This window comes from Streptomyces asoensis, from assembly GCF_016860545.1.
GTDB classification, from domain to species: Bacteria; Actinomycetota; Actinomycetes; order Streptomycetales; family Streptomycetaceae; genus Streptomyces; species Streptomyces asoensis.
In genome coordinates, this window is sequence record NZ_BNEB01000002.1 from 744288 (window position 1) to 763916 (window position 19629).

General features: G+C 71.5%; 13 protein-coding genes and 1 rRNA gene. 8 read left to right on the top strand and 6 right to left on the bottom strand.

Going from position 1 to position 19629, the window contains the following annotated elements; all coding sequences use genetic code 11:
* Positions 1–135 precede the first annotated feature (135 nt).
* The 4 genes from Saso_RS06480 (at position 136) to Saso_RS06495 (ending at position 4572) form a co-directional block, all read left to right on the top strand.
* Positions 136–3054, top strand: coding sequence for a nitrate- and nitrite sensing domain-containing protein (locus tag Saso_RS06480; protein WP_189926446.1), 2919 nt, complete (start codon positions 136–138; stop codon positions 3052–3054).
* Positions 3051–3485, top strand: coding sequence for a roadblock/LC7 domain-containing protein (locus Saso_RS06485; RefSeq protein ID WP_189926055.1), 435 nt, complete (start codon positions 3051–3053; stop codon positions 3483–3485). The genes Saso_RS06480 and Saso_RS06485 overlap by 4 nt, the downstream gene beginning before the upstream one ends.
* 9 nt (positions 3486–3494) lie before the next feature.
* Positions 3495–3890 carry a DUF742 domain-containing protein gene (locus tag Saso_RS06490; RefSeq protein ID WP_189926053.1) on the top strand — a complete coding sequence of 132 codons (396 nt, stop codon included), beginning with the start codon at positions 3495–3497 and terminating at the stop codon, positions 3888–3890.
* Between the two features lie 76 nt (positions 3891–3966).
* Positions 3967–4572, top strand: coding sequence for a GTP-binding protein (locus Saso_RS06495; protein WP_189926051.1), 606 nt, complete (start codon positions 3967–3969; stop codon positions 4570–4572).
* A gap of 486 nt (positions 4573–5058) precedes the next feature.
* Here the strand turns inward: Saso_RS06495 and Saso_RS06500 are convergent, their stop codons facing one another.
* From Saso_RS06500 to Saso_RS06510, 3 genes are all read right to left on the bottom strand, one after another.
* Positions 5059–6720, bottom strand: a complete 1662-nt coding sequence (locus tag Saso_RS06500; protein ID WP_189926049.1) for a GGDEF domain-containing protein — start codon at positions 6718–6720, stop codon at positions 5059–5061.
* 192 nt (positions 6721–6912) lie between these two features.
* The gene (locus tag Saso_RS06505; RefSeq protein ID WP_189926047.1) at positions 6913–8103 is read right to left on the bottom strand and encodes a lipid-transfer protein; all 1191 of its coding nucleotides are present in this window, start codon (positions 8101–8103) and stop codon (positions 6913–6915) included.
* Positions 8100–8525, bottom strand: a complete 426-nt coding sequence (locus Saso_RS06510) for a Zn-ribbon domain-containing OB-fold protein (protein ID WP_189926444.1) — start codon at positions 8523–8525, stop codon at positions 8100–8102. Before Saso_RS06510 ends, Saso_RS06505 begins: the two co-directional genes overlap by 4 nt.
* Before the next feature lie 231 nt (positions 8526–8756).
* On the opposite strand from Saso_RS06510, the gene Saso_RS06515 reads away from it, so the two are divergent.
* Positions 8757–9293, top strand: a complete 537-nt coding sequence (locus tag Saso_RS06515) for an NUDIX domain-containing protein (RefSeq protein WP_189926046.1) — start codon at positions 8757–8759, stop codon at positions 9291–9293.
* On the opposite strand, the gene Saso_RS06520 is transcribed toward Saso_RS06515, so the two are convergent.
* A complete protein-coding gene (locus Saso_RS06520) occupies positions 9284–11662 on the bottom strand; it encodes a TIM-barrel domain-containing protein (RefSeq protein ID WP_189926044.1) in 2379 nt (792 codons plus the stop codon). The genes Saso_RS06515 and Saso_RS06520 overlap by 10 nt on opposite strands.
* A 214-nt stretch (positions 11663–11876) precedes the next feature.
* Between Saso_RS06520 and Saso_RS06525 the strand changes: the two genes are divergently transcribed.
* The gene (locus tag Saso_RS06525) at positions 11877–13853 is read left to right on the top strand and encodes an acetoacetate--CoA ligase (protein WP_189926042.1); all 1977 of its coding nucleotides are present in this window, start codon (positions 11877–11879) and stop codon (positions 13851–13853) included.
* Positions 13854–14094: 241 nt separating this feature from the next.
* Entirely contained in the window at positions 14095–14988 is an 894-nt protein-coding gene (locus Saso_RS06530) for a hypothetical protein (protein WP_189926040.1), read from the top strand.
* A gap of 84 nt (positions 14989–15072) precedes the next feature.
* On the opposite strand, the gene ptsP is transcribed toward Saso_RS06530, so the two are convergent.
* Both ptsP and Saso_RS06540 read right to left on the bottom strand, forming a co-directional pair.
* Positions 15073–16743, bottom strand: a complete 1671-nt coding sequence (gene ptsP, locus Saso_RS06535; protein WP_189926039.1) for a phosphoenolpyruvate--protein phosphotransferase — start codon at positions 16741–16743, stop codon at positions 15073–15075.
* Positions 16744–16821: 78 nt separating this feature from the next.
* A complete protein-coding gene (locus tag Saso_RS06540) occupies positions 16822–17271 on the bottom strand; it encodes a PTS sugar transporter subunit IIA (RefSeq protein ID WP_189926038.1) in 450 nt (149 codons plus the stop codon).
* 570 nt (positions 17272–17841) lie between these two features.
* On the opposite strand from Saso_RS06540, the gene Saso_RS06545 reads away from it, so the two are divergent.
* Positions 17842–19367: ribosomal RNA gene (locus Saso_RS06545) — 16S ribosomal RNA — on the top strand.
* Positions 19368–19629 lie beyond the last annotated feature (262 nt).

The window sequence follows — 19629 nt, forward strand, 5'->3', positions numbered from 1 at the left end:
CATCTCTCGCCCGCAGGGCGGAAGTTCAGGTTCCGGACAGCTCTTCGAGTTAACGGCGCGTCGGTAGTAGGCTCGCGCCGTTTGTTGACGCACATGCGTACCCCCGGCCGGTGGGGGTTCGAGCTGGGGGAGGCCATGCGCTTTCGCGGGAAGTCGATCCGCCGGAAGATCGTGGCGCTGCTTCTCGTGCCGCTGGTGTCCCTGACCGCCGTCTGGGGCTTCGCCACGGTACTCACGGGACGCGAGGCGAGCCGCCTGTTCACCGTGTCCTCCCTGGTGGAGAAGGTCGGTTACCCGATCGAGGACACCGTCCGGGTCGTTCAGCAGGAACGCCGCCAGACCCTCGTCTACCTCGCCGACCCGCGTGCCGCCGACGCGCTGACCGCGCTGCGCCGCACCAGGACGGCCACCGACAAGGCGTTCGCCGAGATCCGCCGCAACGCCCAGGACCCCGACGTCCGGGAGGTCCTGGACCAGGACGACGGCGAGGGACTGACCGCGGTGCTCGACGCCTTCGACGGCATCGACTCCCTGCGCCGCGGAGTCGAGGAACGCACCGTCACCCGCGCACAGGCCCTCGACCTCTACACCCAGCTGATCGACCCGTGTTACGAACTGCTGGCCAAGATGGACGTCGTCGACAGCGTGGAGATGGACAAGCAGTACCGGGCGCTCGTCAGCGTCGCCCGCGCGCGTGAACTGGTCTCCCGCGAGGACGCGCTGCTCGGCTCCGCCCTCGTCGTCGGCCGGCTCAGCCGCGAGGAGATCCGCGACGTCTCCGACCTCGAGGCCCAGCGGGAAGTGGTGTACGAGATCAGCCTCGCCCAGCTGCCCGGGGCGGAGCGCGAGCGCTACGAGACGTTCTGGAAGAACGCCACGACCGCCCCGCTGCGCACCGTCGAGCGCGCCGTCGTCGCCACCACCCCCGGCGGTATGCCCAAGGGCGTCAGCGCCCGCAACTGGGACACCGCCGCCGGGAACGTCCTGGAGGAGCTCGGCACCCTCGACGAGCAGGCCAACGACCGCTACCAGGACCGCGTCCGCCCGATCGCGACGGAGGTCATCGTCAAGGCGGTCGTCGCCGGGGTCTTCGGACTGGTCGCCCTGCTGGTCTCGCTCGTCCTGTCCGTGCGGATCGGCCGCGGCCTGATCCGCGACCTGCGCCAGCTGAGGCTGGAGGCCCACGAGGCGTCCGGGGTGCGGCTGCCCAGCGTGATGCGCCGGCTGTCCGCGGGCGAACAGGTCGACGTCGAGACCGAGGTACCGCGCCTGGAGTACGACAAGAACGAGATGGGCGAGGTCGGCCAGGCCCTCAACACCCTCCAGCGCGCGGCGGTCGAGGCAGCCGTCAAGCAGGCGGAACTGCGCTCCGGCGTCTCCGAGGTCTTCGTCAACCTCGCCCGCCGCAGCCAGGTGCTGCTCCACAAGCAGCTGACCCTGCTCGACACCATGGAGCGCCGCACCGAGGACACCGAGGAACTCGCGGACCTCTTCCGTCTCGACCACCTCACCACCCGCATGCGCCGGCACGCCGAAGGCCTGGTGATCCTCTCGGGCGCCGCCCCCTCCCGCCAGTGGCGCAGGCCCGTGCAGCTCATGGACATCGTGCGCGCCGCGGTCGCCGAGGTCGAGGACTACGAACGCATCGAGGTCCGCCGGCTGCCCCGTCTCGCCGCCACCGGCCCGGCCGTCGCCGACCTCACCCACCTGGTGGCCGAACTCCTGGAGAACGCCACCGTGTTCTCCCCGCCGCACACCGCGGTCCAGGTCTTCGGCGAGCGGGTCGCCAACGGTTTCACCCTGGAGATCCACGACCGCGGCCTCGGCATGGCGCCCGAAGCGCTGCTCGAGGCCAACCTCCGGCTGGCCGAGACACCCGAGTTCGAGCTGTCCGACACCGACCGCCTCGGGCTGTTCGTGGTCAGCCGGCTCGCCCAGCGGCAGAACGTCCGCGTCTCCCTCCAGCCCTCGCCCTACGGCGGGACGACGGCGATCGTCTTCATCCCCGAGGCGCTGCTGACCGACGACGTCCCGGACACCAACGGGGTCGGCTTCCGCCTCGACCGCCCGCGGCCCCCGAAGGAGTCCGAGTCCGCGGAGAGCCGCCGGGCCGCGCTCTCGCCGGCCTCGGCGCAGCTTCCCGGCGTGCCCGCCTCGCTGCTCGACGGCCCGGTCGAGCTGGAGGCCCCCGTAGACCTGGACGTCCTGGCCGGCTTCCCGGCCACGCTGGACGAGGACGACGACCACGGTGCCCTGTTCCGGCCGCGGCACTCCCTCGTCCGTGCCGGGGACGAGCCGGCGACGAGCGCGGCCGACCAGCACCACAGGCCGGCCGACGGCGCCGGCCAACCCCTCGGTCCCCTGGCCGACGGCCCGGCCGGCTCCGGGCCGCTGCCGCCCGGTCGTCATCTGCCCAAGCTGGTCAGCTCGCACGGCCGTCCGGTCCCCGACCAGCGCCCCCGGCGCGCCGGGACCGAACCGGAAGGCCCGGCCCGGCCCGGCCCCCGGCGGGTGGAGGCCGACGGCCCGGCGCCCCTGCCGTCGCGCCGCCGTGGCACGTCGGCACAGATCCCCCGGGCCGCGGACGCCGCCGAGCGTCCCGGCCGCGGCACGGACGGGCCTTCCCAGCCCCCGACGCTTCCCCAGCGCACGCGGCAGGCCACGGCCCGGCCCGGCGGTCCCGACGGCACGCCCGCGGGCGCGGACACCCCGCCCGCCGGCACCGCCCCGGACCGGACGGGCGCCGCCCCGCGGAGCACCGGCCCGGGCGGCGGCGCCCGGGCCCGGGACGCCGCCCCCCAGGACACCGGCGCCGGTACGGGCGCGCTGCCCCGGCGGGTACGCCAGGCGAACCTGGCCCCCCAGCTGAGGCAGGGCCCCGCCCCGCGCACCGAGGACCGCACGGATCCCGCGGACCGGGACGCCGACGAGGTACGCAGCCGTATGGCCTCGCTCCAGCGCGGCTGGCAGCGCGGCCGTACCGAGAACGCCGCGGGCGATGACGCCCACAGCGGCACAGCACCACAGGGAACGACAAAGGGGGACGGTCGATGACCGCACCGAAGGCGACCGACCACAGCACCACCGGCAACGGCGAGCTGAACTGGCTCCTCGACGAACTCGTCGACCGCGTCGCCAGCATCCGCAAGGCCGTCGTCCTCTCCGGCGACGGCCTGCCGACGGGCGTGTCCAAAGACCTGTCCCGGGAGGACGGCGAACACCTGGCCGCCGTGGCCTCCGGCTTCCACAGCCTGGCCAAGGGCGTCGGCCGTCACTTCGAGGCGGGCAGCGTCCGCCAGACCGTCGTCGAGCTCGACGAGGCCTTCCTGTTCGTCACCGCGGCCGGCGACGGCAGCTGCCTGGCCGTCCTGTCGGACGCCGACTCGGACGTGGGCCTCGTGGCGTACGAGATGACGCTGCTCGTCAAGCGCGTCGGCGTGCACCTGGGCTCCACCCCACGCTCCGATCTGCCCTCGGGCGGGTAGTGGGACTGCATGAGCACAGACGGTCAGGGAAGAAGTCACTGGTTCGACGACGAGGCAGGACCGGTCGTCCGTCCGTACGCCATGACACGCGGCCGCACCACCAGTGCGGTCCAGCACCGCCTCGACCTGATCGCGCTGGTCGTCGCCGAGCCCCACGCCGAGGACGCGGAGACCGATCCCTCGCTGTCCCCGGAGCACGTGGACATCGTCGCCCTGTGCCTGGTGGCGCCCCAGTCGGTCGCCGAACTCGCCGCCGGACTCGACCTCCCCATCGGGGTGGTCCGGGTCCTCGTCGGTGACCTCGTGGACACCGAGTTCGTCCATGTGAACCGTCCGGTGCCTCCCGCGGAGCTGCCGGACGAGAGCATCCTGCGCGATGTGATCAGCGGCCTGCGGGCGCTGTGACCAGCGCGGGCGTGGGGCACTGGGATGAGCGGAAGGCGGTCCCCCCAGTCAAGCCATCGAGCAGGAGAAGAGAGCAATGATCTTCGGGCGTTCTGAGCGCGGCAAGCCCCCGGTCGAGCCCGTCACGCTCAAGATCCTGGTGGCCGGCGGTTTCGGCGTGGGCAAGACGACCCTCGTCGGGGCCGTGAGCGAGATCAAGCCGCTGCGTACCGAGGAGTACCTCACCGAGGCCGGCCGCCCGGTAGACGACACGACCGGCGTGGAGGGCAAGCACACCACCACCGTCGCCATGGACTTCGGGCGCATCACCCTGCGCGAGGACCTGGTGCTCTACCTGTTCGGGACGCCCGGCCAGGAGCGCTTCTGGTTCATGTGGGACGAGCTCTCGGAAGGCGCGCTCGGCGCGGTCGTCCTCGCCGACACCCGGCGGCTCGAGGACTGCTTCGCCGCCGTCGACTACTTCGAACGGCGCTCCATCCCCTTCCTCGTCGCCGTCAACTGCTTCGAGGGCGCCGCCCGTTACCCGGAGGAGGACGTGCGCGGGGCGCTCGACCTCGACGACGGCGTGCCGGTCATGCTGTGCGACGCACGCGACCGCATCTCGGTCAGGGACGTCCTGGTCGGCGTGGTCCAGCACGCCATGGATTTCGGGGCCGAACGCCGCCGGGCGGTCACCACCTGAGCCGTCCGGGGGCACGGCCCGTACCCCCGCCGACCGGGGTACGAGCCGTGGCTCAACGGGAGCACGCGCGCGTGGCGCACACGAAGGACACGCGTGCGTGCGGTGGTTCGGCGGCACACGCGGCGTCCGGGACAGAAGGGACCGCGGCGGCCGTACCGCGCAGAAGTCTGCGGGACCGCCGTCGAGCCCGGACGGAGCGTGCCTGGATACGCCGAGAATGTACGGCGATGTCGGCCGTCACCGGGAAGTCTTCACCGGCACCAGGTGGGCGTCAAGGAAACGGACGGCAACGACCGAAGTGACGTCCGGGCGAACGGGCTTCGGGGTACCCGGGCCCGTCGCACGGTCCCTTCGGCCTGTGCGTGCACGGCCACGAGCACCCCACGCCCGCTCCCGGGGCAGGGCCGAGGCGCACCGGCCACCTCCGGCTCACCGAACGCCCAAGAGGCCCGGAGAGCGCAGAAGGAGGCGGGGACGGTCGATCCGTCAGCCCACACCCGGCTGCGCCCCGACCGCGCCCATCGGCTCCGGCCCGGCAGGCGCCAGGGGCGATGACCCGCGCCGGACATGGTGCCCCGCCGCTCCCGCGTGCCCGACCACCCAGCTCGCGCCGGGCAGCGCCTTGGCGGCCTTCTTCAGGGGCGCCAGACAGGCTGCCGCCTGGCGGTGATCGGCCACGCTGCCCGGCCGGCACAGGACCGTGGCCAGCGACAGCGTCACCGGGTTCCCGCCCGCCGACCAGGGTGCGTCCAGCACCTCGACCGCCAGCGGCTCCAGGACCTCCGGATCGGCCAGCACCAGGAAGTCGTCCCCGCCGATGTGACCCACGCGCGCGTCGCCCGCCGTCGTCAGCAGCGCCCGCCCCACGGACCGGATCAGCTCGTCACCCGCCGCGAACCCGGCTCCGTCGTTGACCTGCTTGAAGTGGTCGATGTCCAGCCAGCTCAGCGCGAACGCGCGTCCCTCGGCGATCCGCCGGTCCACCTCCGCGGTGATCGTGTCCGAACCGGGCAGCCGGGTCAGCGGATTCAGTCCGACCGCTTCCTCGACGCGGCTCTCGGCCAGCGCCCGCACCAGGTCCGCCAGCCGGACCACGCCCACGCACCGCCCGTCGTGGTCGACGACCGCCACGTCGTCGGAGGTGCGGTCCCGGTCGCCGACCGCGACCACGTCCAGCACCTCCCAGGCGGTCGCGTCGACACCGACCGTCCGCGGTGGATCACCGAGCCTGACCGCGGGGCGGTCGGCGTACAGGGCGTGGCCGTAGCGGCCGGACATCGACAGCAGGAAGCGCGACCGGTGCACGGACCGCACGGGGGTTCCCGCACGGTCCACGAGCAGGACCCCGGTCACCTCCGGCGATCCGGTCAGCAGCGCCCGCACGCGGCCCGCGGAGGCGGTCGCCGGCAGCAGTGCGGCCGGCCGGACGAACTCCCGCACGGACGGCCCCGACCGCGGTGGCGGGCCCGTGGCGGGCCCGAGCGGCGGAACGTACACGTCGGCGGCGGGCAGCCGGCTCGGCGGCGCGAAGAGGGCGCCCTGGGCCAGCTGCGCCCCGGCCGAGACCGCGGCCGCGCACTGGAGCTCGGTCTCCACGCCCTCGACGACCAGCAAGGCGCCCAGTTCGTCGCACAGGGTCCGCATCGCGCGCACCGCGGCGGGCCGCGCCAGAAGCGACGCGTCCAGTTTGATCAGGTCCGGCGCGATGTCGACGAGCAGCCGCAACGGCGCGTCCCCGTCGCCGACCCCGTCCGCGCTGATCCGGAAGCCCTGCCCGCGCAGCACCGCCAGTGCCTCCAGCAGCGCGGGCTGAGGAACGTGCGTGTAGGGCGGGACGACGTCGAGCGTCACCTCCCACGGCAGCCGCCCCGCCTCCCGCACCACGTCGTGCAGCGGGGCGAGTCCGCCCAGGTCGGCGAGCGTGCCCGCGAAGACGTTCACGTGCAGGGGCAACAGAGTCTCCCTGCGGACGGCCGCGCGCAGGGCCAGGACGGCGAGCCGCCCGTCCAGCTCGGGGTCACGGCGGGCCTGCGCCAGGACGTCGCCGGCTTCCGGGCGGGCGAGTATCTCCAGCCCGGCGACTCCTTTGGTGGCCAGGTTGACCACCGGCTGGAAAGCGAAGCGGAGAGTGTCCGTCCAGGAGTGCACGGGAGCATGATTGCGCCGCGCGCGTGCGCCCAGGCGCAGTTCATGAGACGTTCACACACGATTCCCGGGCGATCACGGACGGTGAGACGGGCCGGTCGTGCAACTCGTGGGCCGACGGTGTGCTCGTCCCGCCACCGCGCCCCCGGCGCCCGCCACCACGCCAGGGCACCCGTCACGGTGCCCGGGCTCTCCTCACCGCACCGCGACCACCGCCGAACCGTGCCCGAACAGGCCCTGGTTCGCGGTGACGGCCACGCGCGCGCCCGCGACCTGCCGTTCGCCCGCCTGTCCCCGCAGCTGCCAGGTGACCTCGCAGACCTGGGCGATCGCCTGTGCGGGCACCGCCTCCCCGAAGGAGGACAGACCGCCGCTGGGGTTCACCGGTATCCGGCCGCCCGGTGCCGTCGCACCCTCCCGCAGCAGCTTGGCGGCCTCGCCCTCCGCGCACAGGCCGAGGTCCTCGTACCACTGCAACTCCAGCGCGGTGGACAGGTCGTAGACCTCGGCGAGGGACAGGTCGTCGGGCCCGACGCCCGCCTCCTCGTAGGCGGCGTGCGCGATCGAGGCCCGGAAGGGTTCACCGGCAGGCTCCACCGCCGCCGCGGAATCGGTCGCGATGTCCGGCAGATCCAGCACGGTGGTGGGGTAGCGGGGCGACACGGTGGACACGGCGCTGATCCGCACCGGCCGCGCCACCCCGTGCCGACGGGCGAAGTCCAGGCTGGACAGCACCAGGGCGGCCCCGCCGTCGGAGGTCGCGCAGATGTCCAGCAGGCGCAGCGGGTCGGCCACCACGGCGGATGCCGCGACCTCCTGCGCCGTGACGCGCTTGCGGTAGCGGGCGTTCGGATTCAGCGCGCCCATCGCGGAGTTTTTCACCTTGACCTGGGCGAAGTCCTCCGGAGTGTCCCCGTGCACGGCCATGCGCCTGCGCGCGTACAGCCCGAAGTACGTCGGGTTGGTCGCGCCGAGCACCCGGAACCGCAGCCAGTCCGGGTCGTCCGGCCGGTCCCCGCCCGCGGGCCGGAAGAAGCCCTTGGGGGCGGCGTCGGCGCCCACCACGAGCACCACGTCCGCCAGTCCCGCGAGGATCTGCGCCCGGGCGGCGCCGATCGCCTGGGCGCCCGACGCGCACGCCGCGTAGACGCTCGTGACGCGGGCGCCCTGCCAGCCCAGGGCCCTGGCGAACGTCGCCCCGGCCACGTAGCCCGGATAGCCGCCACGGACCGTGTCCGCGCCCACGATCGCGTCGACGTCCCGCCAGTCCACGCCGGCGTCCACGAGAGCCGCGCGGGCCGCCGCGACGCCGTACTCCACGAAACTCCGTCCCCACTTGCCCCAGGGGTGCATCCCGGCGCCCAGCACCGCCACCTCTGCCGTCATCGCGTCACCCCCGTCGGCCGCCATCGCCAGGTCGTCCAGGTCGTCCGCGCGTCCTCGTGGAGCACGCCCGGGACGGCCTCGACCTCCATGCCCACCGCCAGATCGGCGACGGTGATGCCGGGAACCGCCTGCCCGAGCACCACGATCCGCTCGGCGGCCAGCTCCACAGCGATCAACGTGTACGGCTCCCACGGAAGTTCCGGCTCGGTCACGTAGGGTGACGGAGGGCGGTACCTGCTGTCCGTGTACGACCAGACGCGCCCCCGCCGCGAGAGCGGGACCTCCGCCAGGGCGCCCCCCTGGCAGCCGGGATTGCGGCAGAAGGTGTCCTCGCGCGGGAAGAAGACCGACCCGCACGCCGAGCAGCGTGTGCCGAGCAGCCTGAAGTCGTCCCCGTCCCCGGTGAACCACCCCTCGACCACAGGTGTGCGTGTACGCGACAAGATCCCTCCCCGCACGCGATCTGACGGAACGTCAGAAGTGTGTCACGCGCGTGCCGGAATAGGCAGGGCGCAGGACATGACAACCCGCGCGTCCAGGGCCGGACCCGCGCCGACCCGACCCTCCTCCAGAGCGCCCCCCGCGCCCGTCCCGCGCGGGTTCCGAGCCGCCTCCGCACGACGCCCTCCGCAAGATCGGATACGCTCCGCCGCGTGTCCGAATCTCTGCACCCCACTTCGAACTCCGCGCCCGACTCCCACTGTTCGAGTTGCGGAGCGCCCTACGGGGAGGGCGTCACCGGCTGGCCCCGCACCTGTCCGGCGTGCGCCACCGTGGCCTACCGCAACCCGCTGCCGGTCGCCGTCGCCCTTCAGCCCGTGTACGACACCAAGGGCACCGCACTGGTCGTCATCACCCGGACCATCGCCCCCGCGCGCGGAGGCGTCGCACTGCCCGGCGGCTTCATCGACGACCGCGAGGACTGGCGCCAGGCCGTGGTCCGCGAGCTCAGGGAGGAGACCGGCATCGAAGCGGCCGCCCGCGAGGTACGGCTCGCCGACGCCATGAGCTCCCCCGACGGCCATCTGCTGCTCTTCGGGCTCCTGCCGGAACGGCCCGCGGACCGTCTCCCCGTGACCGCCCCCACGGACGAGACCGAGGGCTGGCACCTCCTGCACCGGCCGGAGGAACTCGCCTTCCCCCTGCACACGCACGCGGTGCGGGCGTTCTTCGAGGGCCGCTACATCTGAACCGGTTCCTCGCCGAGCCCGCGTACCCGCACCGGATGGGACGGCGCGCTCACGCCGTCCTCTCCCTCCCGCTCGACGACGATCCGTGATCCCTGCCAGCGCACGACGTACCGTTCGGTCTCCGGCTCCTCCCAGCCGTCACCCCCGTCCCGTACGACCACCCCGCCGCCCGTCCGCCCCCGGACCGGCGCCCACACCTCCAGCTCCAGCCGCCCGTCGTCCCCCCGCACGGGGATGACGGCGCCCGCCCTCGCCAGCACGGGAACACGCGACAGCGGAGCGTCCACGCGCACCTGACCCGGCCCCTGGTACGCCCGGTCCGTCGCCGTGTCGTACCACCGACCCCTGGGCAGCTGAACCGTCCGCCGGTCGTGCCCCTGGTCGAGCACCGGCGCCACCAGAAGACAGTCGCCCAGCAAGAAGGCGTCCTCACAGTCCCGCAGCGCCCGGTTGCCGGGCGCGCCCCACCACACCGGACGCACATACGGGGCCCCGGTCCGCCGGGCGAGATGCGCGAGCGTCACGAAGTACGGCACCAGCCTCCGACGCCCGACGATCGCCGCACGCGCGTGTTCCAGCACCTCGGGACCGAACTCCCACGCATCGCGGCACCCCGCGCGCCCGCTCGCGTACGTGCGGAACAGCGGCAGGTAGGCGCTCAGCTGGAGTCGGCGCAGATACAGCTCGGGCGACGCATCGCGGTCCGGGCCCTCCTGGGCCGGGCCCGCGTAGGGCACACCGCACAGCCCCAGCCCCAGGACCAGCGACAGCGAGGCCCGCAGCCCCGGCCAGCCCGGCACGGCGCTCGCGGACCAGGTGCCGCCGTAGCGCTGGAGCCCCGCCCAGCCCGACCGCGACAGGACGAACGGGCGCTCCTCCGCGACCAGCTCCCGCAGCCCCTCGTAGGCCGCCCGGGCCATGCACAGGCCGTACACGTTGTGCGCCTCGCGGTGATCACCTCCTCGCCCCTCCAGGTCGTGCCGCGCCGACCGGGGCAGCGTCGGGTCCCCGTAGGCGGCGAACACCGTCGGTTCGTCCATGTCGTGCCAGAACCCGGCGAACCCCTGCCCGATCCGCTCGGCGTACAGGGAACCCCACCAGTGCCGCACACGCGCGTGCGTGAAGTCGGGCAGGACTACGTCACCGGGCCGCGCGACCGACTCGACGAGCCGCCCCGACGCGTCCCGCACGAACGCGTCCTGCGCGACCCCGGCCTCGTACACGCTGTCACCCCGGACGGCCGCGACCGCGGGTTCGACCACCGACAGCAGCCGTATCCCGTCCCGGCGCAGTTCCTCCGCGAGCGCCGCCGGCTTCGGGAAACGCTCCTGGTCGACGGTGAACCCCCGCTGCCCGTCGTGCAGGTCGACGTCCACGAGGACCGCGTCCAGCGGCAGGCCGTGCTCCTGGTGCGCGGCCACGACCCGGCGCACCTCCTCCTCGCCGCCGGGACCCCCGCGCGCGTGCTGATGACCGAGCGCCCACGCGGGCGGCAACGCAGGCGCCCCGGTGAGGGACACCCAGGCGAGCAGCACGCGCGCGGGCGTGCCCACCACCACCCAGCAGCGCAACGGACCACCGTCCATCCGCATCTCGCACGCCCCCGGCCGGTCGTGCCCGGAACCCGCTCCCTCCACGCCCTCCCGCAGCGTCACCGTGCCGTCCCAGGAGGTGTCGTGGAACACCAGGTGAGTTGCCGCGTCCGCCACCACCAGTTGCACCGGCATCGTGAGGCCCGACGGGTGCCCCGCCCGTTCGGAGGCGCGCCCGGGGTCGGCGTTCCACAGCCGGTACGTGCCGTCGCGCAACCGCGGCCCCGGAGCCCGCCCGCCCAGACCGAAGAACCGGGCGTCCGCCGCCACCTCCGAACGCTGCGTCCAGCGCGCCGGACCGCCCCCCTGCGGCTCCCACCACCGGGGCGGCAGATCGCGCCGCAGGACCACGCCCCCGGGCGTGCACACCTCGACCGCTCCGTGCCGCGAGACCACGACCGTCACCCGCTCGGCGACGACCCGCCACCCACCGTCCTTGTCGGGCTCCAGGACCGCGCGCGGATCCGGCTCCGGACAGCGCCCGGCCAGCGCGTACGACGGCTCCGGCCCCGCACCGTCCCACCCCCAGAACACCGCACCGTTCACGGCGACCCGGATCCGCAGCTCGGAACGGGCGAACCGCAGCGTCCCACCCCCGGGCGCCGGCTCCACCTCCCGCACCGGCCCGGGCACCCGCGCACGCTCCGGGCCCCGCACCGGCAGCGCGGCCGCGTCGACCCGGCTCCTGCGCCACGCCGCCCGCACGGTGCGCAACCCCTGGGCAGTTCCCGCGGAACCGACCGCTTTCATCGAACGCACCAGGTCACGACCGTCCATGCTGTTCACCCTGTCACTGACCGCGCTCCGCGCGCGGCTCGTTCAACTGCCGTTCACCTGTGGTGGCCCCACATCTTCACGACGGGGACTGTGGGGAGCCCACCCTGGTGCAGAAGTCGATCACATGGCATCGTCCGTGTCAGCCGCGTCACGCGCACCACCCCCGCTCGTGCGCGGTCGACGCACACGACGCGCACAGTCCGGGAGCCGCCCCATGACGACCGTGAACCACGAGCCGCTCTGGCGGCCCGACCCGCAGCGGATCGCCCGCGCCCAGGTGACCAAGTTCCACACCTGGGCCGCCGAACAGCACGGAGCCCCGTCCCAGGGCGGCTATCCGGCGCTGCACCGCTGGTCCGTCGACGAGCCGGAGACCTTCTGGAAGGCCGTCACCGAGTGGTTCGACGTACGGTTCTCGACGCCCTACGCGCGCGTGCTGGGCGACCGCTCCATGCCCGGCGCCCAGTGGTTCCCCGGCGCCACGCTGAACTACGCCGAACACGCCCTGCGCGCGGCCGCCACCCGACCGGCCGAACCCGCCCTGCTCCACGTCGACGAGACCCATGAGCCCCGCCCCGTGACCTGGGCCGAGCTGCGCCGCCAGGTCGGCTCGCTCGCCGCCGAGCTGCGCGCCCTCGGCGTCCGGCCCGGAGACCGGGTCAGCGGCTACCTCCCGAACGTCCCGCAAGCCGTCGTGGCCCTCCTCGCGACGGCCGCCGTCGGCGGGGTCTGGACCTCCTGCGCCCCCGACTTCGGCGCCCGCAGCGTCCTCGACCGCTTCCAGCAGGTCGAGCCCGTCGTCCTGTTCACCGTCGACGGCTACCGCTACGGCGGCAAGGAACACGACCGCCGCGACGTCGTCGCCGAACTCCGCGCCCAGCTGCCCACCCTGCGCGCCGTCGTCCACATCCCCCTGCTGGGCACGGAAGCACCCGCGGGAGCCCTGGAGTGGTCCGCCCTGACGGCCTCGGAACAGGAGCCCGTCTTCGAACAGGTTCCCTTCGACCACCCCCTCTGGGTGCTGTACTCCTCCGGCACGACTGGCCTGCCCAAGGCCATCGTCCAGTCGCAGGGCGGCATCCTGGTCGAGCACCTCAAACAGCTCGGACTGCACTGCGACCTCGGCCCCGAGGACCGCTTCTTCTGGTACACCTCCACCGGCTGGATGATGTGGAACTTCCTCGTCTCCGGCCTGCTGACCGGCACCACGGTCGTCCTCTACGACGGCAGCCCCGGGTACCCCGACACCGGCGCGCAGTGGCGGATCGCCGAGCGGACCGGCGCCACCCTCTACGGCACCTCCGCCGCCTACGTCATGGCCTGCCGCAAAGCCGAGGTGCACCCGGCCCGCGACTTCGACCTCTCCAAGATCCAGTGCGTCGCCACCACGGGTTCACCGCTGCCTCCCGACGGCTTCCGCTGGCTCCACGACGAGTTCGCGGCGAGCGGCGCCGACCTGTGGATCGCCTCCGTGAGCGGCGGCACCGACGTGTGCTCCTGCTTCGCCGGAGCCGTCCCGACGCTCCCCGTCCACACCGGCGAACTCCAGGCACCCGGCCTCGGCACCGACCTCCAGGCCTGGGACCCCGAGGGGCACCCCGTGACCGACGAGGTGGGCGAGCTCGTCGTCACCAACCCCATGCCCTCCATGCCGGTCCGCTTCTGGAACGACCCCGACGGCAGCCGGTACCACGACAGCTACTTCGACACCTACCCCGGCGTGTGGCGCCACGGCGACTGGATCACCATCACCTCACGCGGGTCCGTCGTCATCCACGGCCGCTCCGACTCCACGCTCAATCGCCAGGGCGTCCGCATGGGCTCCGCCGACATCTACGAAGTGGTCGAACGGCTCCCGGAGATCAAGGAATCCCTGGTCATCGGCGTCGAGCAGCCCGACGGCGGCTACTGGATGCCCCTGTTCGTCCACCTCGCCCCGGGAGCCACCCTCGACGAGGCCCTCCTCGGCCGCATCAAGCAGTCCATCCGCGAACAACTCTCGCCGCGCCATGTCCCCGACGAGGTCATCGAGGTCCCCGGCGTCCCGCACACCCTCACCGGAAAGCGCATCGAGGTCCCCGTCAAACGCCTCCTCCAGGGCACACCGCTCGACAAGGCGGTCAACCCGGGCTCCATCGACAACCTCGACCTGCTGCACTTCTACGAGGACCTCGCCCGCAAACGGAACTGACCACCCGCCCGGGAAGCAGACGCCGGCGCCGGGGGGACCTACAGCCCCGGCGCCACCCACCGTCACCTCCGGCGGCGCCACCGCCCACCCACCCGACCGCGCCGTGCGGATCGCATACGAGCATCGACCTGCGCGTTCGGTGCCCCGTCCGGTCGTCTCCCTGCCCGTACGGCACCCGTTGTCAGTGCTCCCGGTTACTGTGAGTGAGTATTGATCGACCGTGCACCCAGGGGGAAAACACATGGCACACACCGACCACCAGACCATGCGTCGCGTCCTGCGCCGTGAGATCGCCGGCACCATCGGCCTGCTCACCGACGAACACGACTTCCGCGCCATGCGGCGCTACCGCACCTTCACCTTCGACGACCACGCCGTCTACCTCCAGCAGGTCGAAGACCTCCTGAAGGTGCGCGCCCTCCAGGGCACCCACACCACCGTGGCCCTCTTCGACCCCCAGGAATACGCCGAGTACTGCACCGCGCGCGGACTCGACCCCGACATCCCGGCCCACCGGACCCGCTTCACGGCCGAACTCGCCACCACCGGCCCCACCGTCCCCTACGAGGGCCAGCCCCTCGCCGACCTCCTGCCCGACCTCGTCGACGAAGCCGTACGACAGGCGACCTGGGAGTACGCGGCCACCCTGCTCGCGCGCCTCGGTCCCTGCGCGACCTGCGGCGAGGACATCGGCCGCGCCTCCTTCACCCGGGCCTCGGACTTCGTCGCCCGCATCCTCGACACGGCGCCACCCGGCGACCGGCACCTAGTGTGCAGCGTCACCGGCACCCCCGAAACCCTGGTCGCCGTCCTCCACGTGGACGAGAGGGACAGCGGCGCCGCCCGACTCGACGAGGCCGAAGCCCTCGAATTCACCACGATCCTCGCCCTCGGTCTGGCCACCCGGAGCCCCGGCGGCCTCGTCATGCGCACCACCGCCCCCGACACCCCGGACCGCGTCTACGGGTGGCGGCTGCGCGGCGACGGCCTCGAACCCCTGACCGCCGGCGAGGTCTTCGACGCCTACTGCACCGACGCCGAATCGGGGGATCTCATCTCACCAGAGTCCAACGTCGACTACTGCTTCCCACCGGACCTCGGCCACAACGGCCACCCGGAGGGCCACAGCCACTGACCCAGGGCACCGACCGCACACAGCAGGGGCGCCCACCCGAAGGTGAAGCGCCCCTGTTCACGGAACCGGACCCAGCCGTGCCGACTACTCGCCGGACAGCACCGCCTGGGCGGCGGCGCGCGCCTCCTCGGCGCTGTCCGCCGCACGCGCGGCGGCCGCCGCACGCTCACACTGCGCCAGCGTGTACTTCGCCAGCGCGGTCCGCACGTAGGGGAGGGAAGCGGCCCCCATGGAGAGCGAGGTGACGCCCAGCCCCGTCAGCACACAGGCGAGCAGTGGATCGGAAGCCGCCTCGCCGCACACGCCACAGCTCTTGCCCTCGGCCCTCGCCGCCTCGGCCGAGAGGGCGACGAGATCGAGCAGCGCGGGCTGCCACGGGTCCTGGAGCCGGGACACCGCACCCACCTGGCGGTCGGCGGCGAACGTGTACTGGGCGAGGTCGTTCGTGCCCAGCGACAGGAACTCCACCTCCTGGAGGATGGAGCGCGCCCGCAGAGCGGCCGACGGAATCTCCACCATCGCGCCGAACTTGGCCCGCAGCCCCGCCTCGCGGCACGCGTCGGCGAACGCCTTCGCGTCCGCGCGGTCCGCCACCATCGGCGCCATGACCTCGAGGTACACGGGCAGCCCCTCGGCCGCCTTGGCCAGCGCCGTCAGCTGCGTGCGCAGGACGTCGGGGTGGTCGAGCAGGGTCCGCAGCCCCCGCACGCCCAGCGCCGGGTTGGGCTCGTCGGCCGGGGTGAGGAACTCCAGCGGTTTGTCGGCACCCGCGTCCAGCACGCGCACGACGACGCGCCCCTCGGGGAACGCCTCCAGCACCTGCCGGTAGGCCTCGACCTGCTTCTCCTCGGACGGCGCGCTCTTGCTGTCGTCGAGGAAGAGGAACTCGGTACGGAAGAGGCCCACGCCCTCGGCTCCGGCCTCGACCGCGGCCGGGACGTCGGCCGGCCCTCCGACGTTCGCCAGCAGCGGCACCTTGTGACCGTCGGCGGTGGCGCCCGGCCCGGTCGAGGCGGCCAGCGCCGCCCGGCGCTCGGCGGACGCGGCCTCGAGCTGCGTCTTCTTCTCCTCGCTCGGGTTCACGAAGATGTCGCCGGTGCTGCCGTCGACGGCGATCACCGTCCCCTCGGCCAGCTCACCGGCGCCCGGCAGCGCGACGACGGCGGGCACACCGAGCGCGCGCGCCAGGATCGCGCTGTGACTCGTCGGCCCGCCCTCCTCGGTCACGAATCCGAGCACGAGCGTCGGGTCGAGCAGCGCGGTGTCGGCCGGCGCCAGGTCCCGGGCCACCAGCACGTACGGCTCGTCGCTGTCCGGGACACCGGGCATCGGCACGCCCAGCAGCCGGGCGACGATCCGGTTGCGCACGTCGTCGAGGTCGGCCACGCGACCGGCGAGGTACTCACCGGCTCCGGCCAGGAGCTCGCGGTAGGCGGCGAAAGCGTCGTACACGGCCCGCTCGGCCGTGCTCCCGACGGCGATACGCCGGTCCACGTCCACCATCAGCTCGGGGTCCTGCGCCATCATCGCCTGCGCCTCGAGCACCGCCTGGGCTTCACCCCCGGCCAGATTGCCGCGCGCCATCAGGTCGGCCGCCACAGCTTCCACGGCCTGGCGGGCGCGCCCCTGTTCGCGCTCCGCCTCCTCCGCCGGGATCTGCTTGGCGGGCGGTTCGAGCACCGCCGTTCCCATGTGCCGAACCTCGCCGATCGCCACACCGTGGCTCACGCCGACGCCTCGCAGCGTTGTCTCCATCTCACCGTCTCCGATAGTGCGGCGGGTCCCGCCGCCGCCGTGGTTGTCATGCGTGCCGTCGCGGGGACGGCGGGGGCACTACTGCCAGGAAAAGAGAACGTCGCCGACCTTGATGTCGCCGTCTTCGCGGAGTTCGCCGAGCGAGTCGGCCGTGGCCTCCAGGGCGACGACCGGGCAGACCGGGGACTTGCCGGCCTCCTCGACCGCGGCCGGGTTCCACCGCACGATCGCCTGCCCGCGCGTCACGGTGTCGCCCTTGTTCACCAGGAGCTCGAAGCCCTCGCCGTTGAGCTGCACGGTGTCGATCCCGAGGTGGGTGAGCACCCCGTGCCCCTCGGAGTCGACCACGACGAAGGCGTGCGGGTGGAGGGAGACGATGACGCCGTCCACGGGCGAGACCGCCTCGGAGGGCTCACGCACGGGGTCGATGGCGGTGCCGGGGCCGACCATGGCGCCGGAGAACACCGGGTCCGGCACGGCGGTCAGTCCGATGGCGCGTCCTACTAGAGGGGACGTCACGGTGGTCATGGGAAGCCTCCCAGGGGTGGAGATGTACATGGGCCGTTACTGACCGTCCAGGCCGGAGCGCTGTGCAGCAGGGTATGTCATATGAAGTACCGGTTCCGCACGAGAGCTCCCGATCCGTGGTCTAGACCACTAGCCTAGTCGATTTGCAGCGTCTCTGCGGCCCCGTGTACAGTCGTACTCCTGCTTGAGGGTGAGCGACGCGATCAAGCGCGCTTGCCGAGCAGCACCCAACTTGTCAGATCCTAATCTCTGGATCATCTTCTGCATGTCCGCAGAACGGTGGTCAGGGGGCCGGAAAAACCCTGATAGAGTCGGAAACGCAAGACCGAAGGGAAGCGCCCGGAGGAAAGCCTGAAGAAGTTCGGGTGAGTACAAAGGAAGCGTCCGTTCCTTGAGAACTCAACAGCGTGCCAAAAATCAACGCCAGATATGTTGATACCCCGTCCCCGGCAGTGATAGCCGAGGATGAGGTTCCTTTGAAATAAACACAGCGAGGACGCTGTGAACGGCCGGGCTCATTCCGCCTGGCTGTTCCGCTCTCGTGTGTGTGCACCGGATTACCGGTAAACATTCACGGAGAGTTTGATCCTGGCTCAGGACGAACGCTGGCGGCGTGCTTAACACATGCAAGTCGAACGATGAACCACTTCGGTGGGGATTAGTGGCGAACGGGTGAGTAACACGTGGGCAATCTGCCCTTCACTCTGGGACAAGCCCTGGAAACGGGGTCTAATACCGGATATCACTTCCACTCGCATGGGTGGGGGTCGAAAGCTCCGGCGGTGAAGGATGAGCCCGCGGCCTATCAGCTTGTTGGTGAGGTAATGGCTCACCAAGGCGACGACGGGTAGCCGGCCTGAGAGGGCGACCGGCCACACTGGGACTGAGACACGGCCCAGACTCCTACGGGAGGCAGCAGTGGGGAATATTGCACAATGGGCGAAAGCCTGATGCAGCGACGCCGCGTGAGGGATGACGGCCTTCGGGTTGTAAACCTCTTTCAGCAGGGAAGAAGCGAAAGTGACGGTACCTGCAGAAGAAGCGCCGGCTAACTACGTGCCAGCAGCCGCGGTAATACGTAGGGCGCAAGCGTTGTCCGGAATTATTGGGCGTAAAGAGCTCGTAGGCGGTCTGTCGCGTCGGATGTGAAAGCCCGGGGCTTAACCCCGGGTCTGCATTCGATACGGGCAGACTAGAGTGTGGTAGGGGAGATCGGAATTCCTGGTGTAGCGGTGAAATGCGCAGATATCAGGAGGAACACCGGTGGCGAAGGCGGATCTCTGGGCCATTACTGACGCTGAGGAGCGAAAGCGTGGGGAGCGAACAGGATTAGATACCCTGGTAGTCCACGCCGTAAACGGTGGGAACTAGGTGTTGGCGACATTCCACGTCGTCGGTGCCGCAGCTAACGCATTAAGTTCCCCGCCTGGGGAGTACGGCCGCAAGGCTAAAACTCAAAGGAATTGACGGGGGCCCGCACAAGCAGCGGAGCATGTGGCTTAATTCGACGCAACGCGAAGAACCTTACCAAGGCTTGACATACACCGGAAAGCATTAGAGATAGTGCCCCCCTTGTGGTCGGTGTACAGGTGGTGCATGGCTGTCGTCAGCTCGTGTCGTGAGATGTTGGGTTAAGTCCCGCAACGAGCGCAACCCTTGTTCTGTGTTGCCAGCATGCCCTTCGGGGTGATGGGGACTCACAGGAGACTGCCGGGGTCAACTCGGAGGAAGGTGGGGACGACGTCAAGTCATCATGCCCCTTATGTCTTGGGCTGCACACGTGCTACAATGGCCGGTACAAAGAGCTGCGAAACCGTGAGGTGGAGCGAATCTCAAAAAGCCGGTCTCAGTTCGGATTGGGGTCTGCAACTCGACCCCATGAAGTCGGAGTTGCTAGTAATCGCAGATCAGCATTGCTGCGGTGAATACGTTCCCGGGCCTTGTACACACCGCCCGTCACGTCACGAAAGTCGGTAACACCCGAAGCCGGTGGCCCAACCCCTTGTGGGAGGGAGCTGTCGAAGGTGGGACTGGCGATTGGGACGAAGTCGTAACAAGGTAGCCGTACCGGAAGGTGCGGCTGGATCACCTCCTTTCTAAGGAGCACTTCTTACCGATCCCTTCGGGGTGAGGTCAGAGGCCAGTACATCGGCGAATGTTCGATGCTGGTTGCTCATGGGTGGAACGTTGATTATTCGGCATTCTCAGTCATCTCGGGCTGTAAGTACTGCTCTTCGGAGCGTGGAAAGCTGATCACGAGTGGCGGGGGTGCCGGGCACGCTGTTGGGTGTCTGAGGGTGCGGCCGTGAGGTCGTCCTTCTGATGCCGGCCCCAGTGCACTCGGACCGTAAGGGTTCG